A 22,777-nucleotide genomic window follows, 5' to 3' on the forward strand; every position below is an offset into this window, starting at 1 on the left:
CCCATGCGTGTTGCCGTTATCCAGCAAACAAACACCGCCGACCTGCAGGCCAACCTGGATCATTCCCTGTCGCAGGTGCGCGAGGCCGCCGCCCAGGGCGCGGAGCTGGTGCTACTGCAGGAATTACACCGCAGCCTGTATTTCTGTCAGACCGAAGACACCCGCGTCTTTGATCTGGCCGAACCCATCCCCGGCCCCAGCACCGACACCCTGGGCGCACTGGCCAAAGAGCTGGGCATCGTCATCGTCGGCAGTCTGTTCGAAAAGCGCGCCACCGGCCTGTACCACAACACCGCCGTGGTGCTGGAAAAAGACGGCAGCCTGGCCGGCATCTACCGCAAGATGCACATTCCCGACGACCCGGGCTTCTATGAAAAATTCTACTTCACCCCCGGCGATGCAGACTTCAACGATGGCCGCAGCGGCTTCAGCCCCATCGAAACCAGCGTGGGCAAACTGGGCCTGCTGGTGTGCTGGGACCAATGGTACCCGGAGGCCGCCCGCCTGATGGCACTGGCCGGCGCCGACCTGCTGCTCTACCCCACCGCCATCGGCTGGGACCGCACCGATGAACAGGATGAGCAGAAACGCCAGCTCGACGCCTGGATCACCATCCAGCGCGCCCATGCAGTCGCCAACGGTTTACCGGTGCTGGTCGCCAACCGCACCGGCTTTGAACAAAGCCCGGCGGACGACAGCGGCATTCAATTCTGGGGAAACAGCTTTATCTGTGGGCCACAGGGCGAATTCCTGGCCCAGGCCGACAGCGATAATGAACAGGTGCTCCTGGCCGACGTGGACCTGCAGCGCAGCGAATCCGTACGCCGAATCTGGCCTTACCTGCGCGACCGCCGCGTGGACGCCTATGGCGACTTGCGCAAACGTTATCGGGACTAGCCTCCAACGGCCCTTCGGCTTGTCTGGCGGATAATCAAAAAGCGGGACAGAAACAGAAAGTCATTCATTCTAACCCGGCCACTATAACGGGATAGCTGCAGAGCGCTTAACTAACACTTCCAGTGCCTGGGAATAAGAAAACGTCTGTGACAACGACGCCGCCAAAGGCAAAATCGTATTGGCAAGCCGCAACTCAAAATCGTCCGGATGCAGCCCGATGCGTATCGGTATTCCAGTGCGGCGGGACTGGCTGATATTGATGGCATTGAAAAAGCGTAACGTCCAGGCACGAAACGCGGTGTCCGCTTCAAAACCTGCCAACGGCAGCCGGGTGAAGGTGTGTTTGTGGGTATCGTGAACACCAGACAAGGTTTCCACATACCGAAACGGCAACCCGGCTAGCTGTGACCGGGTCAGCACGCCCAATGCCCACGCCGGCGGCACGTACAATGGCGACGGGGTCAGACCGTTACGGATAAACCAGCGATAACAGTCCCACACCAGCCGCTGAATGCCGTCGCCCGAGAACGACAGATGCTCTGCCACATCCCGTGACAACAGTGCGCTGTGCAAGCGGTGATAAAGCGTCATGGGTGGCTGACAACGGTGAGACCAGCCATGGCCGGCCAACGGATGCCCCGCCTCCTGCAGAGCCCGCAACCAATCCAGGTCATCGGCCTGCCAGTCTTTACCGGGAACAACCAGCAAGGTCACTGCTTGGGCAGGCAGGTTGAGCCGCGCCAGCATGGCGGTGACGCGCGTGCGGGTCTCGGGCATCACATCGTGAATCGAAACCAGTGCGGTTAATGGCTCAGAGCGCATTGCGGATATAACTGCTACTCAGGCGGCGCAGCAATGCCAGGGTGGGAGAAGGCAGCGCCGGGTTTGGGTTGGGTGCCAGCGTGGCGCAGTGGGCCAGCACCGCCGTCCACTGCGTCACCGCATGGTTGTTCATGGATAATGCGGCCTGGCGGGCCTGCTCGGACTTAAGCGAGCGCGTCACCGGGCTGAGTGATTGCAGGCGCTCGAGGGTATCGAACAGGCTTTCCCCTTCGTCCATGATCCACAGGCCGTTGGCCAAGGCCGGCCATTCATTGATGCCGCAGGCCGGCGTGGTAATCACCAGCCGCTCCCGCGCCATGGCTTCCAGCGCTACCGTGCCAAAGGCTTCCACCGATGAGGGCAACACCAGCACCTGACAGCGATCCAGCATGCTGACTACTTGCTCTCGGGTACACCAGCCGTGGAAATGCAGGTTACCCTGCTCGCCGCAGGCTTTTTCCACCTTGCCGCGCAAGGGGCCGTCGCCGGCAATGTCAAACTGCAGGTCCGGGCGACGGGACGCCAGCGCGAGGAAGGATTCAATGTTCTTTTCCGCCGCCAGCCGGCCCACATAGCAAACCCGCTGCACGGTGTTATCCAGCTCGACCACTGGCGTATGCACGAATTCGCGGGCCAGCGGTGTGCCCACCAGCTGTGGATTGCGCGCCCCCGCGGCCCGGGCCTGGGCGATCATCGATTCGCAGATGGTAGCGGCGGTTTCGCTGCCCTGAAACAGGGTGCGGTTAACCCAGTTGAGAAAACCGCCAGCCAATCGCGCCAGCCGTTTTCCCCAATACAACTCCACCAGGCGGTTGTAATCTGTCTGGAAGGTAACGCACACCGGAATCCCCCATTTCTTGGCGATCCAGTAGCCGATCATGGAGAAAATACCGGGCCCCGGAATCACGATCACATCCGGTTTCATTTCCCAGACCAGCGCACTGAGCTCACGCACTTTGGGAAAGAACAGCCGCTGGGTGGGGTCGCCGGGAATCGGGATGGACGCGCCTTGGCAGGAATGTGGATCCTGCATGCAGGGCTGCACCAGTTCCACTTGCGCCACCTGATCTTTCAGATGCGAGACCAGGTCCTGGAAGTAGGCGCCGACGCCATTCCGCCCCTTGATCGCATCCACCACAAACAGTATGCGTAGCTCTTTGGTATCCATGGCCGGCAGTATCCGGGCCGCTCATGTCGATAATGTGACAGGAGCGTCGCACCATGACGGTGTAATTGCGACAAGATGTAACGAACCCCGAACTCGCCGTAGGAGCGCCGCTTGAGGCGCGAATCTGCTTGCCTCATCAGCTGCGAGCCACGAGAAGCGAGTTTCGAAAATCGAAACTATTTTGGTTCGCGCCTCAAGCGGCGCTCCTACAGCGGTTTTTCATCAGTGCTGGGGAGCGGGTATCCGAAGCGCTCATACACCCAGCCAAACGTCTGTAGCAACTCCTCAGCACTGACACCCAAAGCTTCCAGTGAGTAGTGATGACCGCTGCGGTACTGGCTCGCTTTGCGGTCCTGTTCCTGCAGCCGCTGACAAAATTGCGCGTCGGGCTGCCAGCCAAACCGCTGATAAAAACCCAGTACAGTCTCGCCAGGAGCAGATGCCAGAGTTTCCATCACCGACAGCGCCTGGCGCTGTTCCGGCAGCTGATTTACCACCTCCAGCAGGTGTCGATAGTAGTATTCCAGCATCGCCAGAAACCCCTCACGCCAGTAGGCGGTGGTGTCGCGGCCATCGAACAGGCGCGCGCCTATAAGGATGGAATTTACTTGCGATGGCACCGCCGCGGTGGGGCTACGCAGGCAGCCAATAAAACGGGCATCCGGGAAAGCGTCGGCCAAGGTTTCCATCCACGGGGTAAACGACGGGTTCTTCGACAGCAGGATTTTTTCCGGGCCGTGGAAGTAAAGGTGGCGCTGAATAAAACGGCGGTAAGCGCGCATCAGCCGTTGTTTTTCTTCCGGGCGGCCATCGCGGTCCAGAAACGTCAGTTGCCACAGGGCAGGAACAGGCACCACAAGCACCAGCAGAAAGCAGCCCCACACCGGGATCAATCCCAGATAATCCTCTTCCGGATCCAGAAGCCCGGTTTTGTGCACCCCGTCCAGTCCGCCCAACAAACGCCTTTCCGCCCAGAACAGAAGCCGCGCACCCGGGCGACCGATCACTTTGTCCAGACGAGCGACACCGGTCCAGAAATAACGCTGGGTAATCGAGGGCGCAAACAGCAGCTCCCACAGCGCCGTGGTGGTGAAACGCGTATCCATGGCCAGCAGGCGATGCAGAAAGGTCGTGCCGCTTCGCGGCACTCCGGTCACAAACAACGGCTGACGCACCGCCACCCGCCGGAATGCCGGGAACAGCAGATAATCCAGCCCCAGGCCGATGCCATTGATGCCCTGCACCAGCAGGAATACCGGCCAGAACAGCAGCATTACCAGCAGCCGCTGCAACGAGAATCCGCGCAGTTGGCCCTGGTAGCCGGGGAACCAGCTGGCGGCAAACAGTGCGGTATAACGTTTCAACAGCGTTGGCATGGTCAGGCTCGAAGGGAAGAAACGTTGAAACAATAAAACAGTTTCAAGTCACAAAAATGACAACACCGCCTCTTGTGTCCAGGTCACAGCGCTGTCATCTTTCTCGCAAAGAATAGCGCTATGACACTGCCAATGACCGAACTGACACCTTCAACCTACCCTGCTCTGGTGGGTCACCGTGGCGCCCGCGGCGAAGCGCCGGAGAACACGCTGGCCAGCTTTCAAGTGGCAATAGAAGCCGGTGTGACGGAAATGGAACTGGACGTGCGGCTATCTTCCGATGGCCAGCTGATCGTGCTGCACGACAGCGACGTGACCCGCACCACCGGTGTCCGTGGCAATGTGCGCCAGTACACCCGTGCCCAGCTTGGGGTGATGGATGCCCGCCGCAACACCCCCGGCTGGCACAGCCCCACCGGCATTCCCTCACTGCAGGAAGTGGTTGAACTGTGCGGCCCGGAAATGCGTTTTCAGTTCGAGGTCAAAGGTGCAAACCGTACCGTCCTCCACCAGCTGGCCCATCACCTCACGCACATGATCCATGATCAGCAGCTGCAATCACGGGTGGTGATTACGTCCAGCCACACCGGCTTTCTACGCATGATCGGCACCATGGCCCCGGATATCGAACGCGGTTACGTGTGCCAGTATCGTTACCTGCAACCCACTCGCCGCGCCAAAGGGCTGGGCTGCAGTTGGGTGATCGCCCATTACTCGCTGGTTGGCCCCGCGTTGATGCGCCGTGCCAAACGGAGGGGCTTGAAGGTGTCCGTGTGGACGGTGAACGACCTGACCGAAGCCGAACGGCTGGCCAAGCTGAAAGTGCACAGCATCATCACTGACTTTCCCACCAGCTTTGTCAGCCACTTCCGCCGCAAACACCGTTATGGCTCTTCAGAAGCGGCCTCCATCAACGGCTGATCATTCAGAAACGCCATGATCTCTTCTTTACGGGCCATGGCGTCCTTGCGCCCCATCTCGATCAAGGCATTGGTGAAACCGGGCTCAAACAGCAGATAACTCATGGCGCTGGCCCCGGGGGAACGGGTCGCCCCGGAACTCCGTAGGAAGAACCGCAAGGTGCGGGGCAATTCACGAATATGCTCCGCCGCGATTTCATCAATGGGCCGCGAGGGATAAATCTTCAGCACGTCCACTTCGCGCAGTTTGATACCATGCTTTCTGCGGGTGCGCTCGCCCAGCGCAGACAGGGTGTGGTTGATTCGTTCAAGCCGCTCCACATCCCCTTCCAGCGTATCCACGAACACACTGTTCAGAACGTGGCCCAACACCTGTGCCATGGAAGGATAACCACCAAGCCGGCGCTGATGCCCGGCACTGACGTTGCCGGAGACACCAATCACCAGTAAGCGCGTGGCCCCCAGATGCAGCGCCGGGCTCAACGGTGCCAGCTGACGCAGTGCCCCATCGCCGTAGTAGGCACCATCCACATTGCTGGCGGGGAACAGGATAGGAATGGCCGCCGACCCCAATAAATGCTCCACCCCGATGTTCGAACGCTTACCCTTGCGGCGCGCACGGATCCATTCGGGCAGCTCGTCGGCGCCCTGGAAAAAACTCACCGACTCGCCACTGGCATAGGCAGAGGCCGTAATCGCCAATGCCCGCAGGTGTCCCTGATCCAGACTCTCCTGGATACGGCGAAAATTAATCACCAGCGACAACAGACGCTGCAACGGCGTGTTATCGAGCAGTGAACTGCGTTCCGGAGTTTTACCCGTGGCCACGCCGGAGAAAAACCAGCGCATGACGCCACGCAGACAGGCATACAGGTCCGTACGGTAGACCTGTTCAGCGGTAATGTTCGACCAGACCCGTTCCAGCCCTCGCACAGCAGCGCGGTAGTTGCCCGCATTGGCTGAAAGCGCCGCCGCATTGATCGCCCCTGCCGAGGTACCGCAGATGATCGGAAACGGGTTGGGCGCACCGCGCGGCACCATTTCCGCAATCGCCGCCAGGACACCGACCTGGTAAGCGCCACGCGCCCCGCCGCCGGACAATATCAGTCCTCTCACCGGATCCTGCTTGTTCATTGATACCCTCCCTGTTTGTTGCGCTCAGTATGCCGCGCTGCCCGCCACGCCACCACCGGCCAGCACATGAATAATACTGGCGGGACAATACGCGCTGCCTTATTCTGAACGCTCTCAAGGACACAGGATTATGTGCGCTTTCTCCCTCCGCCCTGCTCTTCCCGACGATCTGGATGCACTCACTGCGCTGGAACAGCGTTGCTTTTCATCCGATCGCCTGTCTCGTCGCAGCTTTCGCCAATGGCTTAACCGTCAACACGCGGGACTGATTGTTGCCTTGGACGAACAGCAGCAGCTGGCCGGCTATGCCCTGGTGTTGCTTCAGCCCGGCACACGCCTGGCGCGGCTCTATTCCATCGCTGTCGACCCACAGCAGCGTGGCAAAAAACTCGGGGAACGTTTACTGGACGCCGCCGAAGACTATGCGCACCAGCAACGGCGCCTGTTCCTGCGACTGGAAGTGCGCAAGGATAACGCGGCAGCCATCGCCCTGTATGAACGCCTGGGCTATCGCCTTTTTGCCCAGACGGCGGACTATTACGAGGATCATGAAGACGCCCTGCGTTACCAGAAACGGCTGCACTATCAACCCGGCAACCCACCCGGAAATCAGCGCGACAAGCCGACGCCTCGGCACTTGCCCTGGGTCCAGCAGACCACCCCGTTCACCTGTGGCCCGGCCTGCCTGCTAATGGCCCTGGCCGTACTGAAACAACAAACGCCCACGACCACAGAAGAACTGTTGCTGTGGCGCGAAGCCACCACCATTTTCATGACCGCAGGCCATGGCGGCTGCCACCCGCTGGGGCTGGCGTTGGCCGCCCGGCAGCGTGGGCTCAACGCCCGCGTCTGGTGTAACCAGACTGGCCCCCTGTTTGTGGACTCAGTGCGCGACAGCGACAAGAAAGCGGTGATTACCACGGTACACGACCACTTTGTCAGCGAATGTGCACGGCAAAAAGTGCCTGTTTGCTACGAAGATTTCGGCGCCGATGAGGTAGACAAGGCCATTGCCGCCGGCAGCATTGTCCTGGTGTTGATCAGCACCTGGCGGCTGGACGGACGCAAGGCTCCACACTGGGTTGCCATCAGCGGCAGCGACGGAGAATGCTTCTACATTCATGACCCGGACCCGGGCGAAGATCAGGTCCCCATGGATTGCCAGCACGTACCGATCACCCGGCAAAAGTTTGAGCAGATGCGGCAGTACGGCCAGGCAAAGCTGCGTACGGCGGTGATATTGAGCAGCTTCTGAATAGCGCCTTGCTGCAGGAGCGGCGCTGGCTGCACAATAAAGCAGTTTCGAGTCGCGAAAACCTGAAGTTTCCGCTCTTTGAGGTTGTGCTTTTCGACACTCGCTTCTCGCAACTCGCGACTGCTGTTATCGCTCCTGCGGGCCGTTCAGGCACAAAAAAGCCCGCACGGGGCGGGCTTCTTGTTGCCGGGCGCGGGCTTACATCTTCATCACGTCTTTACCCAATGCCGCCGCTTTTTCGCTGTTCACCTTGCGGGTATTCTCTTCGCATTCGTCGTCGTTACCGCCGCAGATTTCACAGTCCTGTTTCATGCCCAGTGAGGCCAGGCCACCACAGGAGCCTTTGACCGGCTTGTTGGAAAGAATCACGCCCACGGCCATGCCGGCGAAAAGCAGGCCAATGAAAACTACTGCTGCCACAATGGTCATGAACATGTTACTTACCCTCCACAATTGCATCGAAGGCGGGAGTCGATAACTCTTCCACGCCCTTATTGGTTCTGACAATAAAAAACACTGCCAGTTCTTGGTCTTTGGCGAAAGCCATCCCTTCATCCGGGCCCAGCACCGTCATGGCGGTGGCCAGACCGTCGGCCATCATGGCACTTTTGTGCAAAACGGACACCGAGGCCAACTGATGCTCCACCGGGTAGCCGGTACGGGGATCAATGGTATGGGAATACAAGCGGCCGTCCGACTCAAAAAAGTTACGGTAATCGCCACTGGTAGCCACGGCCATATTCTTCAGGTCTACCACCTGCTCCACCTCGCGAACACCCGCAATCGGGCGTTCTACGGCAACCCGCCAGGGCTGTTTATAGGGTTTGCTGCCCTTGCCCAGCAGTTCTCCGCCCACCTCTACCAGGTAGTTATTCAACCCATGGCTATCCAGTAAGGCCGCCACCTTGTCCACCGCAAAACCTTTCGCAATGGACGACAAATCCACATAGATGCCGCCGGGCTGCAGCAGTTGCTGGTCGCTGAGCAGCAGTTTCTGCCAGCCAACCCGTTCCTGCGCTGTCTCGATTTCGCTGGCCTCTGGTGGCTCAAACCGGTCCGGGTCCGGCCCGAAGCCCCACAGGTTAACCAGCGGCCCCACCGTCACGTCATAGGCGCCGCCGGTTTGTTCCGACAGGGAAAAGGCGGCAGTCATCACCTTAACGGTATCCGAGGGCAGATTCATCAGCGTCCCCGGCTCGGCGCTGTTGAAACGGCTAAGGTCGGAATCCGGTCGGTAGGTGCTCATCTGGGCGTTTACCTGCTCCAACGCCGCTTCAATATCACCCTTCAACGCTTCTACGCCTTCGTCCGGAGTGCCGCTGTATTTTACGCTCCAGGTGGTTCCCATGGTGGGGCCACTGAGTACCGACAGGCGATTCTTGCTGTCGTCACAGCCCGTCAGCAGCAGCGCCAGGGAAACAATCAGCAGAGGAAGAATGCGAGGCATTGTCATGTTCCGGTGGTTAACAAGGAGCGCAAGTTGAAAGTTCAAAGTTTAAAGTTAAAACGCGCGTTGCCCAGGCACTACACTGACACTGCTATAGCCGCGACGAGCGATTTCGCAGGGAAATGCACAAGATCACCGCTTACCTTTTCAACTTTGAACTTTGAACTTAAAGAAACGCCGGCCCGAAGGCCGGCGTTTGGAATCATCCGCCAAAGTCATCCAGCAGGATATTTTCCGGTTCCACACCAAGATCTTCGAGCATCTTGATTACCGAGGCGTTCATCATCGGCGGACCACACATGTAGTACTCGCAGTCTTCAGGAGCCGGATGGTCCTTGAGATACTGTTCGAACAGCACGTTATGGATAAAACCGGTGAGACCATCCCAGTTGTCTTCGGGCTGCGGGTCTGACAGGGCCAGATGCCACTCAAAGTTATCGTTCTCGTCCGCAAGCAAGTCGTACTCTTCGTTATAGAAGCACTCACGAACACTCCGCGCACCGTACCAGAAGCTGATCTTGCGCTTGGAGTTCAACCGCTTAAGCTGGTCGAAAATATGGCTACGCATGGGTGCCATGCCCGCACCACCACCGATGAAGACCATTTCCGCATCGGTTTTCTTGGCGAAGAACTCACCGAAGGGTCCGAATACGGTGATCTTGTCACCCGGCTTCAGGTTGAAGACGTAGGAACTCATGATCCCGGGCTGAATATCCTTGGACCCCGGAGGCGGCGTCGCGATACGGATATTGAACTTCAGGATGCCCTTCTCTTCCGGGTAGTTGGCCATGGAATAGGCGCGAATCACTTCTTCGTTGTTCTTGGTGTTCAAATCGAAGAAGTTGAAACGCTCCCAGTCACCGCGGTATTCCTCATCGATGTCAAAGTCGGAAAACTTCACATCAAAGGGCGGTGCTTCCAGCTGCACATAACCACCCGCGCGGAAATCCACGTTTTCGCCTTCCGGCAATTTCAGCGTCAGCTCTTTAATAAAAGTGGCAACGTTGTTATTGGAAATAACCTCGCATTCCCACTTCTTCACGCCGAAGAACTCTTCCGGCACCTGGATTTTCATGTCCTGCTTCACGTTGACCTGGCAGCTCAGGCGCCAGCCATCGCGAATCTGTCCTTTGGTGAAGTGGCCTTCTTCGGTGGGAAGAATGTCTCCCCCACCGTCGAGCACCTGGCAGCGACACTGCGCACAGGTACCACCGCCACCACAGGCTGAAGACAGGAAAATACCCTGGTCTGCCAGGGTGCCCAGCAGCTTGCCGCCGGCGGGCGCATCAATGCCTTTTTCGGCATCGTCGTTAATATCGATGTGTACGTTACCGGTTGCCACCAGACGGGAACGGGCAGCAAGAATCACCGCCACCAGCGCCAGCACAATGGCAGTGAACATGACGACACCGAGAATAATCTCAACACTCATGATTCAACTCTCCCCTTACAGCTGCACGCCGGAAAATGACATGAAGCCCAGTGACATCAGACCCACGGTAATGAAAGTGATGCCCAGACCTTTCAGACCATCCGGTACGTCGCTGTACTTGAGCTTTTCCCGGATACCCGCCAGCAATGTGATCGCCAGCGCCCACCCGGTGCCGGCACCCACGCCGTATACCATGGACTCACCCAGGGTGTAATCACGCTCCACCATGAACAGGGACGCACCCAGAATGGCGCAATTCACGGTGATCAGCGGCAGGAAGATACCCAGCGCGTTGTAGAGGCTCGGCACATACTTGTCGAGCGTCATCTCCAGAATCTGCACCAGCGCGGCGATAACGCCAATGTAGCTGAGCAGCCCCAGGAAACGCAGATCCAGCTCGGCCAGCGCCGGTACACCGGTCCAGGCCAGCGCCCCTTCATCAAGCAGGTAGGTTAGCAGCAGGTTGTTCACCGGCACGGTGATGGTCAGCACCACCACCACGGCAATCCCCAGGCCAATCGCAGTCGAGATCTTCTTGGATACGGCAATAAACGTACACATGCCCAGGAAGAAGGCCAGCGCCATGTTTTCAACAAAGACGGCGCGGACGAACAGGCTCAGATAATGTTCAAACATTACTCGTCTCCGTTAAAACGCGTCGCTGACACGGGTGTGTGGCTTCATCTTGAAGTCGTCCGGCTCTACCTGCTCCGGCTTCCACGCACGGATGGCCCAGATGAACAACCCGATCAGGAAGAAAGCACTCGGCGGCAGCAGCATCATGCCGTTGGTCATGTACCAGCCACCCTCAGACACCTTGGGCAGAATTTGATGACCGAACAGGCTACCGGCACCCAGCAATTCACGGGTAAAACCGAGGCCCAACAGGATCGCGGAGTAGCCCAGGCCATTGCCCACACCATCCAGGAAAGACGGGAGCGGTGGATTCTTCATGGCAAAGGCTTCCGCACGGCCCATCACGATACAGTTGGTGATGATCAACCCCACGAACACCGACAGCTGCTTGGAAATGCTGTAGGCGTACGCCTTAAGAAACTGATCCACCACGATTACCAGTGACGCAATAATGGTCATCTGCACGATGATCCGAATGCTGGAAGGAATGCTGTTGCGAATCGAGCTTACGAAGAAGTTCGAGAACGCGGTTACTGCGGTCAATGCGATACACATGGTGACCGTAGTACTCAGGTTGCTGGTTACCGCCAGCGCGGAACAGATACCCAGGATCTGCAGCGCGATGGGGTTATTGTCGAAAATCGGACCTAACAGAATGTCCTTGGTTTTCTCCGCCATTACGCGTCTCCTTCCGGCTGCTCGCTGGATTCAACGGCATCGGTGGCTTGAGCCACATCACCGCCACCTTGCTGCATGCGCTTCAGGTAGGGGCCAAAGCCGTTCTCGCCGACCCAGAAGCGAAGCAGGTTGCTGACACCCTTGCTGGTCAGGGTAGCACCGGCCAGGCCGTCTACCTTGTGTTCAGCATTCGGGGTGTTGCTTTCCACCGTACCCTTGATGACCTGAATTTCCACTTCGCCCTGATCACCGTACAGCTTCTTGCCTTCCCAAAGGGCCTTCCATTTGGGGTTATCCACTTCACCGCCCAGGCCAGGGGTTTCGCCATGCTCATAAAAACCCAGACCAGCCACGGTGTTGGCATCCGGCTCCAGCGCCAGGAAACCATAGAGGGTAGACCACAGGCCATAACCGTGAACCGGCAGGATGATACGGCTCAGTTCGCCATTATCACCACGGGCCAGGTATACCTCGGCCACGTCCGCCTGGTTCTTGATACCGGCAATGTCCACGTCGCCACTAAGGCGCTCGGACTGGGCCGGGTCCTTGGCGGCGGTACGCTGATCATAGCTTTCCGGCATCTCTACATAGTCACCGCTTTCGATGTCGACAAACTTGCGCTCGATGGACTTGAACTGCTCGTTCACGTCCTGGCTAGCGTCGTACATGCCGGCGGCAAGCAGGATGTTCATGCGCTTGTCGATCAGCTTGTTTTCGTTCTGCACCGGGCGCAGGCTCACCGCGGCGGTGGCAACCACCACACCGCAGACCACACACACCAGGAAGGCAACCAGCAGAGTCTTGCTGACGCTTTCATTTTTTCCAGCCATTACACTTCTCCCCCGGTACGACGCAGACGACGGCGAATGTTTGACTGAGTGACAAAGTAGTCAATCAGCGGCGCACACAGGTTACCGAACAGAATTGCCAGCATGATGCCTTCCGGGAAGGCCGGGTTGATGACCCGGATCAGAACGGTCATCACACCAATCAGGGCACCGAAGATGTATTTACCGGTGTTGGTCATGGACGCAGACACAGGATCGGTAGCCATGAAAATCATGCCGAAGGCGAAACCGCCCACGCTCAGGTGCCAGTACCACGGCATGCCAAACATGGCGTTGGTCTCGGACCCGATAACGTTGAACAGCGCAGACATGCCCACCATGCCCAAGAACACGCCCAGCACAATGCGCCAGGAAGCGATCTTGGTCATCAACAGGGCCGCGCCACCGATCAGGATAGCCAGAGTGGACGTCTCACCGATGCTGCCCTGGATGTTACCCAGGAAGGTATTCATCCAGCTCAGGCTGGCGGTCGCCGCCGCCGCGCCTTCAGTCAGGGCGTTACCGGTCAGGCCAGCCGCGTAGTTCAGGCTGCCAGAAGCGGCCAGAGACAGGGAGGTAGCGCCGGAGAAGTTGTCCACGGCGGTCCAGACTGCATCACCGGACATCTGCGCCGGGTAGGCAAAGTACAGGAACGCACGGCCAACCAATGCCGGGTTGAGGAAGTTCTTGCCGGTTCCCCCGAACACTTCCTTGCCGATAACGACACCAAAGGAAATCCCCAGGAAAACCTGCCACAGCGGAATGGACGGCGGCAGAATCAGGGTGAACAGAATACCGGTCACGAAGAAGCCTTCGTTAACCTCATGGCCACGCTTCCACGCGAACAGGCCTTCCCAGATGAAACCACCCAGGTAGACGGTAATCAGAATAGGAATATAGTAGACCGCACCATGCAACACGTTGGCCCAGATACTGGCCGGATCAAACCCGGTCAGCGCTGCCACCAGGTCACTGCGCCAGCCGGCCAGCGGGCTGGCACCGAGCTCGGCAATCTGCAGGTTGGCCTGATAACCGGTGTTCCACAGACCGAACAGGATCGCCGGGAAGGTGCAGAACCACACCGTCATCATGATCCGCTTCAGGTCGAGACCATCACGCACGTGGGCCGCGGAACGGGTCACCGAATCCGGGGTGTAGAGCATGGTGTCGAACATTTCGTAGAAGGTGTAATACTTCTCGAATTTGCCACCCTCATGGAAATGGGGGGACACTTTGTCATCCAGAAACTTTCTCATACCCATGCTCAGCCCTCCGCCTCAATCGTGGTCAGGTTGTCGCGCAGAATCGGACCGTATTCATATTTGCCCGGGCACACGAAAGTGCACAGGGACAGGTCTTCTTCCAGCAACTCCAGGGCACCGAGGGCCGTGGCGCTGTCAGTATCACCAACGACCAATGCGCGCAGCAGCTGCGTCGGCAGAATGTCCAGCGGCATCACTTCTTCATAGGCCCCCACCGGCACCATGGCACGCTCGGAGCCATTGGTGGTGGTGGTGAAATTGAAGCGCTTGCCCGGCATCAGCTTGGACAGGTAGATGTTCATCACCGAAAAACGGTTGGTGCCGGGTGAGATGTAACCCAGCAGCTCGCGTTCATGGCCTTCACGCAGGGCCGTCAGCTGGCTGGTGGTGCGGCTCAACCAGGCCACCGGACCACGGGCGTTGTGGCCGTTCAACACAGAGCCGGATACCAGGCGGTTATCGCCACTTTTCAGCTCGCCCTGAACGAAATCGTCCACGCTGGCACCAACACGGGTGCGCAGGGCACGCGGTGTTTTTGCCTGCGGGCCGGTCAGCGCAACCACACGGGCGGAGCTGATCTTGCCGTCGGTGAACAGGTTGCCAATGGCAATCACGTCCTGATAACCCACGGACCAGACGGTTTTCTTCAGGCCCACCGGATCCAGGTGATGAATGTGGGTGCCCACATTGCCTGCCGGGTGCTTGCCCGCAAACGCTTCTTCACGCACCTGGCCACCGGCAAAGCTCGGCAGGTCCGTATTCGGACCACGACACACCCATACCGGGCCGTCCGTCAAGCGGCTCAGCACCGCCAGACCATTGCGGAAGGCCTGTTCGTTTTCCTTGATCACCACCGCCGGGTCCAGCGCCAGGGGGTTGGTATCGAGAATGGAAACGAAAACGGAATTGGGGGTACTGCCCGGTGCGGGCACCTTGCCGAACGGGCGGGTGCGCAGCAAGGTCCACTCACCGGAATCTACCAGCTGTTGCTGTACCGTTTCGCGGTCCAGAGAAGCCAGCTGTTCGGCAGAGTGAGAGGCGAAGGTGACTTCTTCTTCCTGGTCTGCCACTTCAATCACCACGGATTGAAGCACGCGCTTGTGACCACGATTGATCGCGATCACCTTGCCGGCAGCAGGAGCGGTGTATTTCACACCCTCGGTTTTCTTGTCCGTGAAGATCAGCTGGCCTTTCTTGACCACGTCTCCCTCGCGGACTTCCATAGTGGGTTTCATCCCCACATAGTCACCGCCGAGCACGGCAACAGAACGAACCTGATGACCTTCCTCAATCGTCTGGCGCGGTGCACCAGCGATGGGCAGATCAAGGCCCTTCCTGATTTTAATCATAGTTTCTCGCCCACGTTGCGTGTTGCTGAAGTCGAGGCACACCCCCGGATCGCCCTGAAAAACAGGGAATTACCGGGGATGTTCGCAAATTCCGGAATATGCAATGGATGCCGACAAAAACCCGGCGGGCACATTATAAAGTCGTACCTGCCTGTTCGCCAGCACCGCCAGACCCGCCTTTTGTCGCATGGAACCATCTTGGTGCAACTTAAAAACGGGAAATGCACCGAAAAAAAGCCCGCGGGGCGGGCTTCTTCATTCCGGGGTTCAGTCCTTTGGATACACCGGGAATTCCACCCCGGAGATCTGCTGCAGGATACGCAGCACCTGGCAGCTGTAGCCGAACTCGTTGTCGTACCACACATACAGCACGCAGTGGCGGCCATTCACGATGGTCGCTTCCGCGTCGATCACGGAGGCGTGACGAGAGCCGACGAAATCCGTAGACACGGCATCCGGGCTGCTCACGAAATCCACCTGGCGCTGCAATGGAGAATGCAGACTTACCCAACGCAGGTAATCGTTGAGCTCTTCCAGGGTGGTTTCCTTGCCCAGAGTCAGGTTCAGGATCGCCATGGACACGTTCGGGGTTGGAACGCGGATGGAGTTACCGGTCAGCTTACCGTCCAGATTCGGCAATACCTTGGTGGCCGCAGTGGCTGCACCGGTTTCAGTCAGCACCATGTTCAGGGGTGCAGAACGACCACGACGGGGACCTTTGTGGAAGTTATCCAGCAGGTTCTGGTCGTTGGTGTAGGAGTGCACGGTTTCCACGTGGCCAAACTCGATACCAAACTTGTCTTCCAGCGCTTTCAGCGGCGGAACGATAGCATTGGTGGTGCAGCTGGCAGCAGAAATGATCTTGTCGCTGTCCTGGATCAGATCATTGTTCACGCCGTGAACGATGTTCTTCATGTTGCCCTTGCCCGGCGCCGTCAACATCACGCGGGAAACACCGTTGCACTGCAGGTGCTGGGACAGGCCTTCTTCATCGCGCCACTTGCCGGTGTTATCGATCACCACGGCATTGCTGATGCCGTAAGCGGTGTAATCGATGGACGACGGGTCGCTGGAGTAGATCACCTTGATGAAGTTGCCATTGGCGATGATCGCGTTCTCTTCTTCGTCCACGGCAATGGTGCCGGCGAACGGGCCATGAACGGAGTCACGGCGCAGCAGGCTGGCGCGCTTGTGCAGATCACCCTTGCCAGACTCGCGTACCACAATAGCCTTCAGGCGCAGGCCATCGCCGGAACCGGCTTTTTCGATCAGCAGGCGGGCCAGAATTCGGCCGATACGACCGAAGCCGTACAGCACCACATCGGTACGCTCAGGCATGCCAACCTTGCTGCTCACCGCTTCTGCCAACTCCTCGCGCACGTAGTCTTCAATAGACAGGCCGCGATTGTCTTTCTTGTACTCCACCGCCAGTTTGCCGATATCAATACGGCAAGGGCCGAGATCCGACTTCACCACTTCCTGAAGAATCGGGAAGGTATCGACCACAGACAGCTCGGAGTCCTCGACCTGCTTGACGAAACGGTGGCTCTTCAGAATCTGGATAACAGACTTGTTGACCAGGGAACGGCTGTACACGGTCGTGGTAACGTTCTTTTCACGATGCAGGCGGCCGATCATGGGGATCATGGCTTCTGCAATCTCTTCGCGGTTTTTCCAGCGTCCGAAATGGTCTTCCAGTTTGCTCACGGAGATGGCCCTCTCAGTTTGGGTTCAGGCGGCGGAAAGCGGCGTCATTGCCCTGCTTCCTGGCCCACCTGCGGTGGTGGAGTTCGGGGCGCGCATAATAGCGCCAAAAAGCGGCTTTATCCACCCGGGTTACGGGGATATTGCGCGCTACAAGCCCAGGGAGCCGGCCCTGTCGGAAACAAACCGCTAATACATCAGCCTTATCATCCCGCAGGCGGTGCCTGCAAAGCGGTGGCAACCTGTTCACGCAGCACCGGCACCACCTCGTCGTCAAACCAGGGCCGCTGGCGCAGCCACAGGCGATTGCGGGGGCTGGGATGGGGCAACGGGAAAAAACCCGCCTCCAGCGCCCGGGCAAAATGGCGCACATTGTCGGTGAGGGTTTTACCCGGCTCCGGCAGGTAATAGCGTTGGGCGTACTGCCCCACCAGCAACGTCAGGCGCCGGTTCGGCAACTCCGCCAGCAACCGGTCGTGCCATTGGGGGGCACATTCCGGGCGCGGCGGCAGATCACCGCCCTTTCCGCGCCCCGGGTAGCACAGCCCCATGGGCACAATCGCCACCTGGTCCGCGTCGTAGAACGTTTCAGGGCTGATCTGCAGCCAGTCTCGTAAACGCTCACCGGACGGGTCATTCCAGGGGATACCGGTTTCATGAACACGGGTCCCCGGCGCCTGGCCCACAATCAATAACCGAGCGCCCTCCCCGGCCTGTACCACCGGCCGCGGCCCCAGTGGCAGGTGCGGCTCACACAGCCGGCAAGCGTGTACCTCTTCCAGCAGGTCAATCAGCTGCGTCATTCCGCCGGGCTGTCAGAGGGGTGCAAACGCATCAGCCCTTCCTGGGCCACCGACGCCACCAGAGTGCCGTCCTGGCGGTAGATGGAACCAAAGTTCAGGCCACGGGAACCGCCTGCGAAAGGACTATCACTGCGATACAGCAGCCATTCATCAATACGGAAGTCCTCATGGAACCACATGGCGTGGTCGATACTGGCGCACTGCACATTGGGCTGCCAGAAATTCATCCCGTGGGGCAGCATGGCGGTGCCCATCAGGCCGAAATCCGAGCAATAGGCCAGCAGCGCACGCTGGGTCATGGGGTCTGCATCTACCCGATCCACCACCCGAAACCAGACTTCCCGGATCGGCGCCTTGGGCTCCGAAGAAATGGAATCTTTCGGCGTTACCGGGCGGAATTCCACCGGGCGCTCGGTCAGGAAATCCTGCCGGTACTGCTCAGGTAAACGATCCACCAACTTCATGCGAATCGCCTCATCATTTTCCAGCCCCTCCGGGCCCGGCACGTCCGGCATGGGCGCCTGGTGGCAAACGCCCTCCTCGGCCACCTGGTAAGACACCGCCAGAGAAAAAATCGGCCGGCCATGCTGGATCGCGTTCACCCGGCGTGTGGTGAAACTCTTGCCGTCACGGATACGGTCCACGTCATAGACAATCGGTATATTGAAGTCCCCCGGGCGCAGAAAATAGGCATGCAGCGAATGGACCTGCCGCGTGTCATCCACCGTCCGCGAGGCGGCCAGCAGCGCCTGCCCGGCCACCAGGCCACCAAACACACTGCGTTGGCCATTGGCCTCGCTCTGCCCGCGAAACAAATTGTTCTCCAGCTGCTCCAGATCAAACAGACCCATCAGCTCCCGAACCGGTGCTTTCATAGCCAATCCTCAGCGCAATAAAACCAATGGCCGTCATACTACCTGCAACTCAAAAAAAAATTGAGATTGACGGCATACTGGAAAGTAGGCAGGCGCAATAGCGGATACAGCTTGTTTGCTTGGCAATAAATTGCCTAATATATGCACAACGACGAAAGAAGGCCTGACCTTCTGCATCTCTTGGGGGACAATCTGATGCTTCAATCACTCCGCCATTGCCTGACGGCAGTGGTGTTTCTCTGCGCGTTTTCAACACCTTCCGCTTATGCGGAGGTTCCTTCCCGCCTGGTCGTGCAGGGGTATCTCACTGATATCAGCACGCTGCGCCCCCTGCACGGTACCTTTGATGTGGTGGTTACCCTTTACGATATGTCCGGGCGAACCACGGACTATCAAACCGCTGGCGGCACAGTCACCGACCCCCAGGGGCTCGGGGCGGTACTGTGGACTGAAACCCAGGTAATTACCGCAGAAGACGGCCGCTATAGCGTGGTTCTCGGCGACGACGCCAGCAACCCGCTACCCGAGGATTTACTCGGCAGCGATCAGGTAGAACTGGGCCTGGCCATCGATGGCGACAGCGAAATGACGCCACGCCTTGCGGTTACCACCGGTAGCGTCCCCTACGCCTTGCAGGCGCGTGAAGCCGAACAAGTTAATGGCGACATAACACCGCGCACAATCAGCATCGCCGATGACCTTGTCATTAATGAATTCGGCGAGTGGGTTGGGCCGGATAGCGGATTGATTGGCCCCAAGGGTGATACCGGTGACGCGGGGCCTCCTGGCGCAGACGGTGTTGATGGCGCAACTGGCCCCAAAGGGGATACCGGCGCCCAGGGGCCTGCGGGTCCCGTCGGTGACACTGGCGCAGTCGGACCGCAAGGCCCTGCCGGCCCGCAAGGTCCTACCGGTGCTGATGGCGCCACCGGACCCAAAGGGGATACCGGCGCCCAGGGGCCCGCGGGTCCCGTCGGTGACACTGGCGCAGTTGGACCGCRAGGCCCTGCCGGCCCGCAAGGTCCCACCGGTGCTGATGGCGCCACCGGACCCAAAGGGGATACCGGCACCCAGGGGCCTGCGGGTCCTATCGGCGACACTGGCCCCCAAGGCCCCATAGGCACTCCGGGTATGATGGGCCCCCCTGGCCCAATGGGTCCCACCGGCATGACCGGCCCTGCCGGCACTTTCAGCACCAGCAATGTTGCTCAAAAGGCCTGTACCAGTGCGACAAGCTGTCAATGTGACAGTGGCGTAGTACTCGCCGGCGGCGTTCAGTGCGCCAGCAATAGCTACATTACTAACAGCTACCCCAGTGCCGCCGGCACTTGGAGCGGCAGTTGCGAAACCTGGCAGACTGGCGCAGCCGCTACGCCCAGCGCCATCACCATCACTTGCGCGGTAGCCAACTAATGGCTATCACGCGACGGCAGTTTATCGCGGCAGGCGGCGCGGCCGGAATACTGCTCAGCACCCCTCTGGTCGCTGGCACCACGGCAACCCGCGTGGAATTGGTCAGTGCGGCGCGAGCGATTGCCCTGGGGAAGAACCAGCGCCTGCAGATCAGCGACCATGGCCGGCAAGCCCTGTGGTATCGCCATGGCAGTACCATCAACCTGACCACCGGTGCAGCCAACGAAACCCGCATCGTGGCCGCGGCCCTGGACGGTGATAACGCCGTCTTGCTGGACCGCAGTCAGCGCCGGCTAAGCTGGTTCCGGCCCGACGGCACCCTGGCCCGCCACATCAATCTGACCGATCTGCTGGAACCTGCCGATTTTGTCCTCAATGGTGATCATGCCGTGATCGCGGATGTACATGGCCATCGTCTGATGCGACTGGATATCCGCAATGAAACCAGAACCTGGCTGGAGAGCGACCTGCCCCTGAATGGTCCCGCCTCACTGGCCAAAACCCGAGAGCGTATCACCCTGCTCACCCTCGGTGATCGACGGCTGCACCACTTCACCCTGGCGGGCCACAGCCTGGGCAGTGAGGTCAGCACACTAACCATGCCCGGCGGCCTGGCCGCGGTAAACGGCCAGCTGTTGATCATGGACCGTTGCCAGAAGCAGCTCTGCTGGGCAGATCGTTCCAGCCCGCTACTGACACTCCCCCAAACCGGCGCTCAGCAGCTGGCTCACTTGAGCTGGCAACCGGGCAGTAACTTGCTGATCAGCGTATGAGGTCACTATGAGCGAACCCTTTCTCGCCGAAATCCGCATCTTTGCGAGTAACTTTGCCCCACGCGGCTGGGCTTTTTGTAATGGGCAACTGCTGCCGATCAGCCAGAACACCGCGTTGTTCAGCCTGATTGGCACCACTTACGGAGGAGATGGCCGCTCGACCACCGCCCTGCCCAACCTGCAAGGCCGGGCACCCGCACATCCCGGCAGAGGCCCCGGACTGCCAAACTATCGCCTTGGTCAGGTGGCCGCAAACAACCCGGTAGACGTGGTACAGAGCGTCGTGCCTGACCGTAACCTGGGCAATAGTCAGACCACCCGCAGCGTGGCCGCCAAAATACCTGCGGGCGATCAGCGCCACCCTTATCTGGGGCTGAATTTCATTATTGCCCTGCAAGGGCTCTACCCATCCAGAGGCTAGGAGTCATTTACTGATGAGCGAACCCTTTCTCGCTGAAATCCGCATTTACGGCTTCAACTTTGCGCCCCGAGGCTGGGCGTTTTGTGATGGCCAGATTCTGCCCATCAACCAGAATCAATCCCTTTATTCTCTGCTGGGTACCACCTACGGCGGCGACGGCAGAACCAGTTTTGCGCTTCCGGACCTGCGTGGCCGCACGCCCATGCATATTGAAACAAGTAACATCAATCTCGGCGCTAAAGGGGGAACGACGAACACAACCGGCCCTGCCGGCGACGGAGACACCCTGGACAGCCTGACCCTGGATCGCAACCTGGGCAGCACGCTGAACACCACCACCGTTGCCACCCGGGGCGCGCAGATGGACTCCATCGCGCTGAACTTTGCCATCGCCCTGCAAGGGCTTTTCCCCAGCAGAACCTAGAGGCTCCTATGTCTGAACCCTTTATCGGCGAGATTCGCATGTATGCCGGCAATTTTGCGCCGCGAGGCTGGGCATTCTGCGATGGCCAGATATTGGCCGTATCACAGAACGATGCGCTGTTTTCCCTGTTCGGCACCATTTATGGTGGCGACGGCAGAACCACTTTCGGTTTGCCGGATTGCCGTGGGCGCTCCCCGGTGCACGCGGGCACGGGCCCGGGGCTTGCGCCGGTTCGTCTGGGCGCCAAAAGTGGCAGCAATGCCAGTGGTTCGGTTGCAGCCACCACCAGCGTCAACATTGATCGCGGCCTGGGGAAAACACAACAGACCTGGGAGGCACTTCCTGTTAACGCAGAGTCGCTAACCCCACAATTGTTTGTGCATTTCATTGTGGCCCTGGTCGGCATTTACCCTTCCCGCTCGTAATGCACAGCTACCGTTTACGCCCGGTCAGTGCCAGCGACACGCCGATGTTACTGGCCATCTACACCAGCACCCGCCAGGAAGAAGTGGCGCAGACCGGCTGGCCCCAGGCGCAGCAGGATGCCTTTCTGGCCCTGCAGGCCAAGGCGCAGCACGAACACTACCTCAAGCATTACCCGGAAGCGGAACGGCACCTGATCGAATTAAACGGGGAGACCGCCGGGCGGATGTATGTCTCGGACTGGGAACAGGAAATTCGCATTGTGGACATCGCCCTGCTACCCGCCTTTCGCGGTACCGGGCTGGGGTCACAGATTCTCTCCACCCTGCAATCACGGGCTCGCCAGGCCGGCAAACCCCTGACTATTCACGTGGAAACCAATAACCCGGCGCGGCGACTCTATCTTCGGCTGGGCTTTGAGGAGCAGGAAGACAAGGGCGTCTACCTGCTTATGCGCTGGCAAGCTGACGATTGAACACCGCCTCGAAATGGCAGGTGCCATCGCTGGCGCCCAGCGGCCCCACCGGCACCAGAAACACGGACGCCTCACCCAGCATCTCGTTGCGCATAACCACCGCGCCTTGCTCCAGTTGTAACCGGCCCGCGAACAGCAGGGAAAAGCACTCCCACCCCTCGGGAGACACCGGCACATTCACTTCTGCCAGCGTCAAACTATCGCCATTTTCCAGCGCGAAAGTCTGCCCTTCACAATCTTTCCATTGTTGTAATGTGATCATG

General features: G+C 59.2%; 26 protein-coding genes. 10 read left to right on the plus strand and 16 right to left on the minus strand.

From position 1 onward, the window contains the following. Positions 1-3: 3 nt before the first annotated feature. Entirely contained in the window at positions 4-897 is an 894-nt protein-coding gene (locus tag COA55_RS01730) for a carbon-nitrogen hydrolase (RefSeq protein ID WP_290500329.1), read from the plus strand. Between the two features lie 81 nt (positions 898-978). On the opposite strand, the gene COA55_RS01735 is transcribed toward COA55_RS01730, so the two are convergent. From COA55_RS01735 to COA55_RS01745, 3 genes are all read right to left on the minus strand, one after another. After that, positions 979-1,719, minus strand: coding sequence for a polysaccharide deacetylase family protein (locus tag COA55_RS01735; RefSeq protein ID WP_290500330.1), 741 nt, complete (start codon positions 1,717-1,719; stop codon positions 979-981). Beyond that, the gene (locus COA55_RS01740) at positions 1,709-2,887 is read right to left on the minus strand and encodes a glycosyltransferase (protein WP_290500331.1); all 1,179 of its coding nucleotides are present in this window, start codon (positions 2,885-2,887) and stop codon (positions 1,709-1,711) included. Before COA55_RS01740 ends, COA55_RS01735 begins: the two co-directional genes overlap by 11 nt. Before the next feature lie 206 nt (positions 2,888-3,093). After that, complete coding sequence (locus tag COA55_RS01745) at positions 3,094-4,263, minus strand: sulfotransferase (RefSeq protein ID WP_290500332.1); 1,170 nt, start codon at positions 4,261-4,263, stop codon at positions 3,094-3,096. Positions 4,264-4,383: 120 nt separating this feature from the next. Here COA55_RS01745 and COA55_RS01750 point away from each other — a divergent pair, with 120 nt between their 5' ends. Further along, complete coding sequence (locus tag COA55_RS01750) at positions 4,384-5,184, plus strand: glycerophosphodiester phosphodiesterase (protein WP_290500333.1); 801 nt, start codon at positions 4,384-4,386, stop codon at positions 5,182-5,184. Here the strand turns inward: COA55_RS01750 and COA55_RS01755 are convergent. Then, entirely contained in the window at positions 5,148-6,317 is a 1,170-nt protein-coding gene (locus COA55_RS01755; protein ID WP_290500334.1) for a patatin-like phospholipase family protein, read from the minus strand. The genes COA55_RS01750 and COA55_RS01755 overlap by 37 nt on opposite strands. A gap of 130 nt (positions 6,318-6,447) precedes the next feature. On the opposite strand from COA55_RS01755, the gene COA55_RS01760 reads away from it, so the two are divergent. Next, positions 6,448-7,572: a GNAT family N-acetyltransferase/peptidase C39 family protein gene (locus tag COA55_RS01760; protein WP_290500336.1), complete on the plus strand. Its 1,125-nt coding sequence runs from the start codon at positions 6,448-6,450 to the stop codon at positions 7,570-7,572. 198 nt (positions 7,573-7,770) lie between these two features. On the opposite strand, the gene nqrM is transcribed toward COA55_RS01760, so the two are convergent. The 9 genes from nqrM to COA55_RS01805 all read right to left on the minus strand — a co-directional run bounded on the left by nqrM (position 7,771) and on the right by COA55_RS01805 (position 16,910). After that, positions 7,771-8,007: a (Na+)-NQR maturation NqrM gene (gene nqrM / locus COA55_RS01765; RefSeq protein WP_290500337.1), complete on the minus strand. Its 237-nt coding sequence runs from the start codon at positions 8,005-8,007 to the stop codon at positions 7,771-7,773. A gap of 1 nt (position 8,008) precedes the next feature. After that, positions 8,009-9,019, minus strand: a complete 1,011-nt coding sequence (locus COA55_RS01770; RefSeq protein WP_290500339.1) for an FAD:protein FMN transferase — start codon at positions 9,017-9,019, stop codon at positions 8,009-8,011. Between the two features lie 202 nt (positions 9,020-9,221). Next, positions 9,222-10,451 (minus strand): NADH:ubiquinone reductase (Na(+)-transporting) subunit F, encoded by a 1,230-nt coding sequence (gene nqrF, locus COA55_RS01775; protein ID WP_063539375.1) that lies wholly within the window; start codon positions 10,449-10,451, stop codon positions 9,222-9,224. 15 nt (positions 10,452-10,466) lie between these two features. After that, on the minus strand, positions 10,467-11,087 hold the full coding sequence (gene nqrE, locus COA55_RS01780; RefSeq protein ID WP_007150757.1) for an NADH:ubiquinone reductase (Na(+)-transporting) subunit E: 621 nt from the start codon (positions 11,085-11,087) through the stop codon (positions 10,467-10,469). Between the two features lie 12 nt (positions 11,088-11,099). Then, on the minus strand, positions 11,100-11,765 hold the full coding sequence (locus COA55_RS01785; protein ID WP_063518776.1) for an NADH:ubiquinone reductase (Na(+)-transporting) subunit D: 666 nt from the start codon (positions 11,763-11,765) through the stop codon (positions 11,100-11,102). Next, positions 11,765-12,595, minus strand: coding sequence for a Na(+)-translocating NADH-quinone reductase subunit C (locus tag COA55_RS01790; protein WP_063518775.1), 831 nt, complete (start codon positions 12,593-12,595; stop codon positions 11,765-11,767). The genes COA55_RS01785 and COA55_RS01790 overlap by 1 nt, the downstream gene beginning before the upstream one ends. After that, positions 12,595-13,854, minus strand: a complete 1,260-nt coding sequence (locus COA55_RS01795) for an NADH:ubiquinone reductase (Na(+)-transporting) subunit B (RefSeq protein ID WP_063518774.1) — start codon at positions 13,852-13,854, stop codon at positions 12,595-12,597. The genes COA55_RS01790 and COA55_RS01795 overlap by 1 nt, the downstream gene beginning before the upstream one ends. 2 nt (positions 13,855-13,856) lie before the next feature. After that, a complete protein-coding gene (locus COA55_RS01800; protein WP_290500342.1) occupies positions 13,857-15,203 on the minus strand; it encodes a Na(+)-translocating NADH-quinone reductase subunit A in 1,347 nt (448 codons plus the stop codon). Positions 15,204-15,470: 267 nt separating this feature from the next. Then, entirely contained in the window at positions 15,471-16,910 is a 1,440-nt protein-coding gene (locus COA55_RS01805; protein ID WP_290500343.1) for a glyceraldehyde-3-phosphate dehydrogenase, read from the minus strand. 4 nt (positions 16,911-16,914) lie between these two features. On the opposite strand from COA55_RS01805, the gene COA55_RS01810 reads away from it, so the two are divergent. Continuing rightward, a complete protein-coding gene (locus COA55_RS01810) occupies positions 16,915-17,100 on the plus strand; it encodes a hypothetical protein (protein ID WP_063520592.1) in 186 nt (61 codons plus the stop codon). Between the two features lie 13 nt (positions 17,101-17,113). Here the strand turns inward: COA55_RS01810 and COA55_RS01815 are convergent, their stop codons facing one another. Beyond that, complete coding sequence (locus COA55_RS01815) at positions 17,114-17,710, minus strand: uracil-DNA glycosylase family protein (protein ID WP_290500344.1); 597 nt, start codon at positions 17,708-17,710, stop codon at positions 17,114-17,116. Next, positions 17,707-18,585, minus strand: a complete 879-nt coding sequence (tesB, locus tag COA55_RS01820) for an acyl-CoA thioesterase II (protein WP_063520590.1) — start codon at positions 18,583-18,585, stop codon at positions 17,707-17,709. Before tesB ends, COA55_RS01815 begins: the two co-directional genes overlap by 4 nt. A 195-nt stretch (positions 18,586-18,780) precedes the next feature. Here tesB and COA55_RS01825 point away from each other — a divergent pair, with 195 nt between their 5' ends. Genes COA55_RS01825 through COA55_RS01850 form a run of 6 tightly spaced genes read left to right on the plus strand, consistent with a single transcriptional unit; the run spans position 18,781 to position 22,514 of the window. Continuing rightward, a complete protein-coding gene (locus COA55_RS01825) occupies positions 18,781-19,998 on the plus strand; it encodes a hypothetical protein (protein ID WP_290500346.1) in 1,218 nt (405 codons plus the stop codon). Further along, a complete protein-coding gene (locus COA55_RS01830) occupies positions 19,998-20,771 on the plus strand; it encodes a hypothetical protein (protein ID WP_290500347.1) in 774 nt (257 codons plus the stop codon). Before COA55_RS01825 ends, COA55_RS01830 begins: the two co-directional genes overlap by 1 nt. Positions 20,772-20,778: 7 nt before the next feature. After that, on the plus strand, positions 20,779-21,192 hold the full coding sequence (locus COA55_RS01835; RefSeq protein WP_082872413.1) for a tail fiber protein: 414 nt from the start codon (positions 20,779-20,781) through the stop codon (positions 21,190-21,192). A 13-nt stretch (positions 21,193-21,205) separates the two neighbouring features. Then, the gene (locus COA55_RS01840; RefSeq protein ID WP_290500348.1) at positions 21,206-21,616 is read left to right on the plus strand and encodes a tail fiber protein; all 411 of its coding nucleotides are present in this window, start codon (positions 21,206-21,208) and stop codon (positions 21,614-21,616) included. 8 nt (positions 21,617-21,624) lie between these two features. Further along, complete coding sequence (locus tag COA55_RS01845) at positions 21,625-22,041, plus strand: tail fiber protein (RefSeq protein ID WP_290500349.1); 417 nt, start codon at positions 21,625-21,627, stop codon at positions 22,039-22,041. Next, on the plus strand, positions 22,041-22,514 hold the full coding sequence (locus COA55_RS01850) for a GNAT family N-acetyltransferase (RefSeq protein WP_290500350.1): 474 nt from the start codon (positions 22,041-22,043) through the stop codon (positions 22,512-22,514). Before COA55_RS01845 ends, COA55_RS01850 begins: the two co-directional genes overlap by 1 nt. Here the strand turns inward: COA55_RS01850 and COA55_RS01855 are convergent. Beyond that, the gene (locus COA55_RS01855; protein WP_290500351.1) at positions 22,489-22,776 is read right to left on the minus strand and encodes a hypothetical protein; all 288 of its coding nucleotides are present in this window, start codon (positions 22,774-22,776) and stop codon (positions 22,489-22,491) included. The genes COA55_RS01850 and COA55_RS01855 overlap by 26 nt on opposite strands. Position 22,777 lies beyond the last annotated feature (1 nt).

Source organism: Alcanivorax sp., from assembly GCF_002733835.1.
Classification (GTDB): Bacteria; Pseudomonadota; Gammaproteobacteria; order Pseudomonadales; family Alcanivoracaceae; genus Alcanivorax.

What these genes read in the sequence shown, in the direction of transcription:
- COA55_RS01730 (WP_290500329.1), top strand. Translation starts at nt 4, where the DNA reads ATGCGTGTTGCCGTTATCCAGCAAACAAACACCGCCGACCTGCAGGCC.
- COA55_RS01735 (WP_290500330.1), bottom strand. Translation starts at nt 1,719, where the DNA reads ATGCGCTCTGAGCCATTAACCGCACTGGTTTCGATTCACGATGTGATG.
- COA55_RS01740 (WP_290500331.1), bottom strand. Translation starts at nt 2,887, where the DNA reads ATGGATACCAAAGAGCTACGCATACTGTTTGTGGTGGATGCGATCAAG.
- COA55_RS01745 (WP_290500332.1), bottom strand. Translation starts at nt 4,263, where the DNA reads ATGCCAACGCTGTTGAAACGTTATACCGCACTGTTTGCCGCCAGCTGG.
- COA55_RS01750 (WP_290500333.1), top strand. Translation starts at nt 4,384, where the DNA reads ATGACACTGCCAATGACCGAACTGACACCTTCAACCTACCCTGCTCTG.
- COA55_RS01755 (WP_290500334.1), bottom strand. Translation starts at nt 6,317, where the DNA reads ATGAACAAGCAGGATCCGGTGAGAGGACTGATATTGTCCGGCGGCGGG.
- COA55_RS01760 (WP_290500336.1), top strand. Translation starts at nt 6,448, where the DNA reads ATGTGCGCTTTCTCCCTCCGCCCTGCTCTTCCCGACGATCTGGATGCA.
- nqrM (WP_290500337.1), bottom strand. Translation starts at nt 8,007, where the DNA reads ATGTTCATGACCATTGTGGCAGCAGTAGTTTTCATTGGCCTGCTTTTC.
- COA55_RS01770 (WP_290500339.1), bottom strand. Translation starts at nt 9,019, where the DNA reads ATGCCTCGCATTCTTCCTCTGCTGATTGTTTCCCTGGCGCTGCTGCTG.
- nqrF (WP_063539375.1), bottom strand. Translation starts at nt 10,451, where the DNA reads ATGAGTGTTGAGATTATTCTCGGTGTCGTCATGTTCACTGCCATTGTG.
- nqrE (WP_007150757.1), bottom strand. Translation starts at nt 11,087, where the DNA reads ATGTTTGAACATTATCTGAGCCTGTTCGTCCGCGCCGTCTTTGTTGAA.
- COA55_RS01785 (WP_063518776.1), bottom strand. Translation starts at nt 11,765, where the DNA reads ATGGCGGAGAAAACCAAGGACATTCTGTTAGGTCCGATTTTCGACAAT.
- COA55_RS01790 (WP_063518775.1), bottom strand. Translation starts at nt 12,595, where the DNA reads ATGGCTGGAAAAAATGAAAGCGTCAGCAAGACTCTGCTGGTTGCCTTC.
- COA55_RS01795 (WP_063518774.1), bottom strand. Translation starts at nt 13,854, where the DNA reads ATGGGTATGAGAAAGTTTCTGGATGACAAAGTGTCCCCCCATTTCCAT.
- COA55_RS01800 (WP_290500342.1), bottom strand. Translation starts at nt 15,203, where the DNA reads ATGATTAAAATCAGGAAGGGCCTTGATCTGCCCATCGCTGGTGCACCG.
- COA55_RS01810 (WP_063520592.1), top strand. Translation starts at nt 16,915, where the DNA reads ATGGCCCTCTCAGTTTGGGTTCAGGCGGCGGAAAGCGGCGTCATTGCC.
- COA55_RS01815 (WP_290500344.1), bottom strand. Translation starts at nt 17,710, where the DNA reads ATGACGCAGCTGATTGACCTGCTGGAAGAGGTACACGCTTGCCGGCTG.
- tesB (WP_063520590.1), bottom strand. Translation starts at nt 18,585, where the DNA reads ATGAAAGCACCGGTTCGGGAGCTGATGGGTCTGTTTGATCTGGAGCAG.
- COA55_RS01830 (WP_290500347.1), top strand. Translation starts at nt 19,998, where the DNA reads ATGGCTATCACGCGACGGCAGTTTATCGCGGCAGGCGGCGCGGCCGGA.
- COA55_RS01835 (WP_082872413.1), top strand. Translation starts at nt 20,779, where the DNA reads ATGAGCGAACCCTTTCTCGCCGAAATCCGCATCTTTGCGAGTAACTTT.
- COA55_RS01840 (WP_290500348.1), top strand. Translation starts at nt 21,206, where the DNA reads ATGAGCGAACCCTTTCTCGCTGAAATCCGCATTTACGGCTTCAACTTT.
- COA55_RS01845 (WP_290500349.1), top strand. Translation starts at nt 21,625, where the DNA reads ATGTCTGAACCCTTTATCGGCGAGATTCGCATGTATGCCGGCAATTTT.
- COA55_RS01850 (WP_290500350.1), top strand. Translation starts at nt 22,041, where the DNA reads ATGCACAGCTACCGTTTACGCCCGGTCAGTGCCAGCGACACGCCGATG.
- COA55_RS01855 (WP_290500351.1), bottom strand. Translation starts at nt 22,776, where the DNA reads ATGATCACATTACAACAATGGAAAGATTGTGAAGGGCAGACTTTCGCG.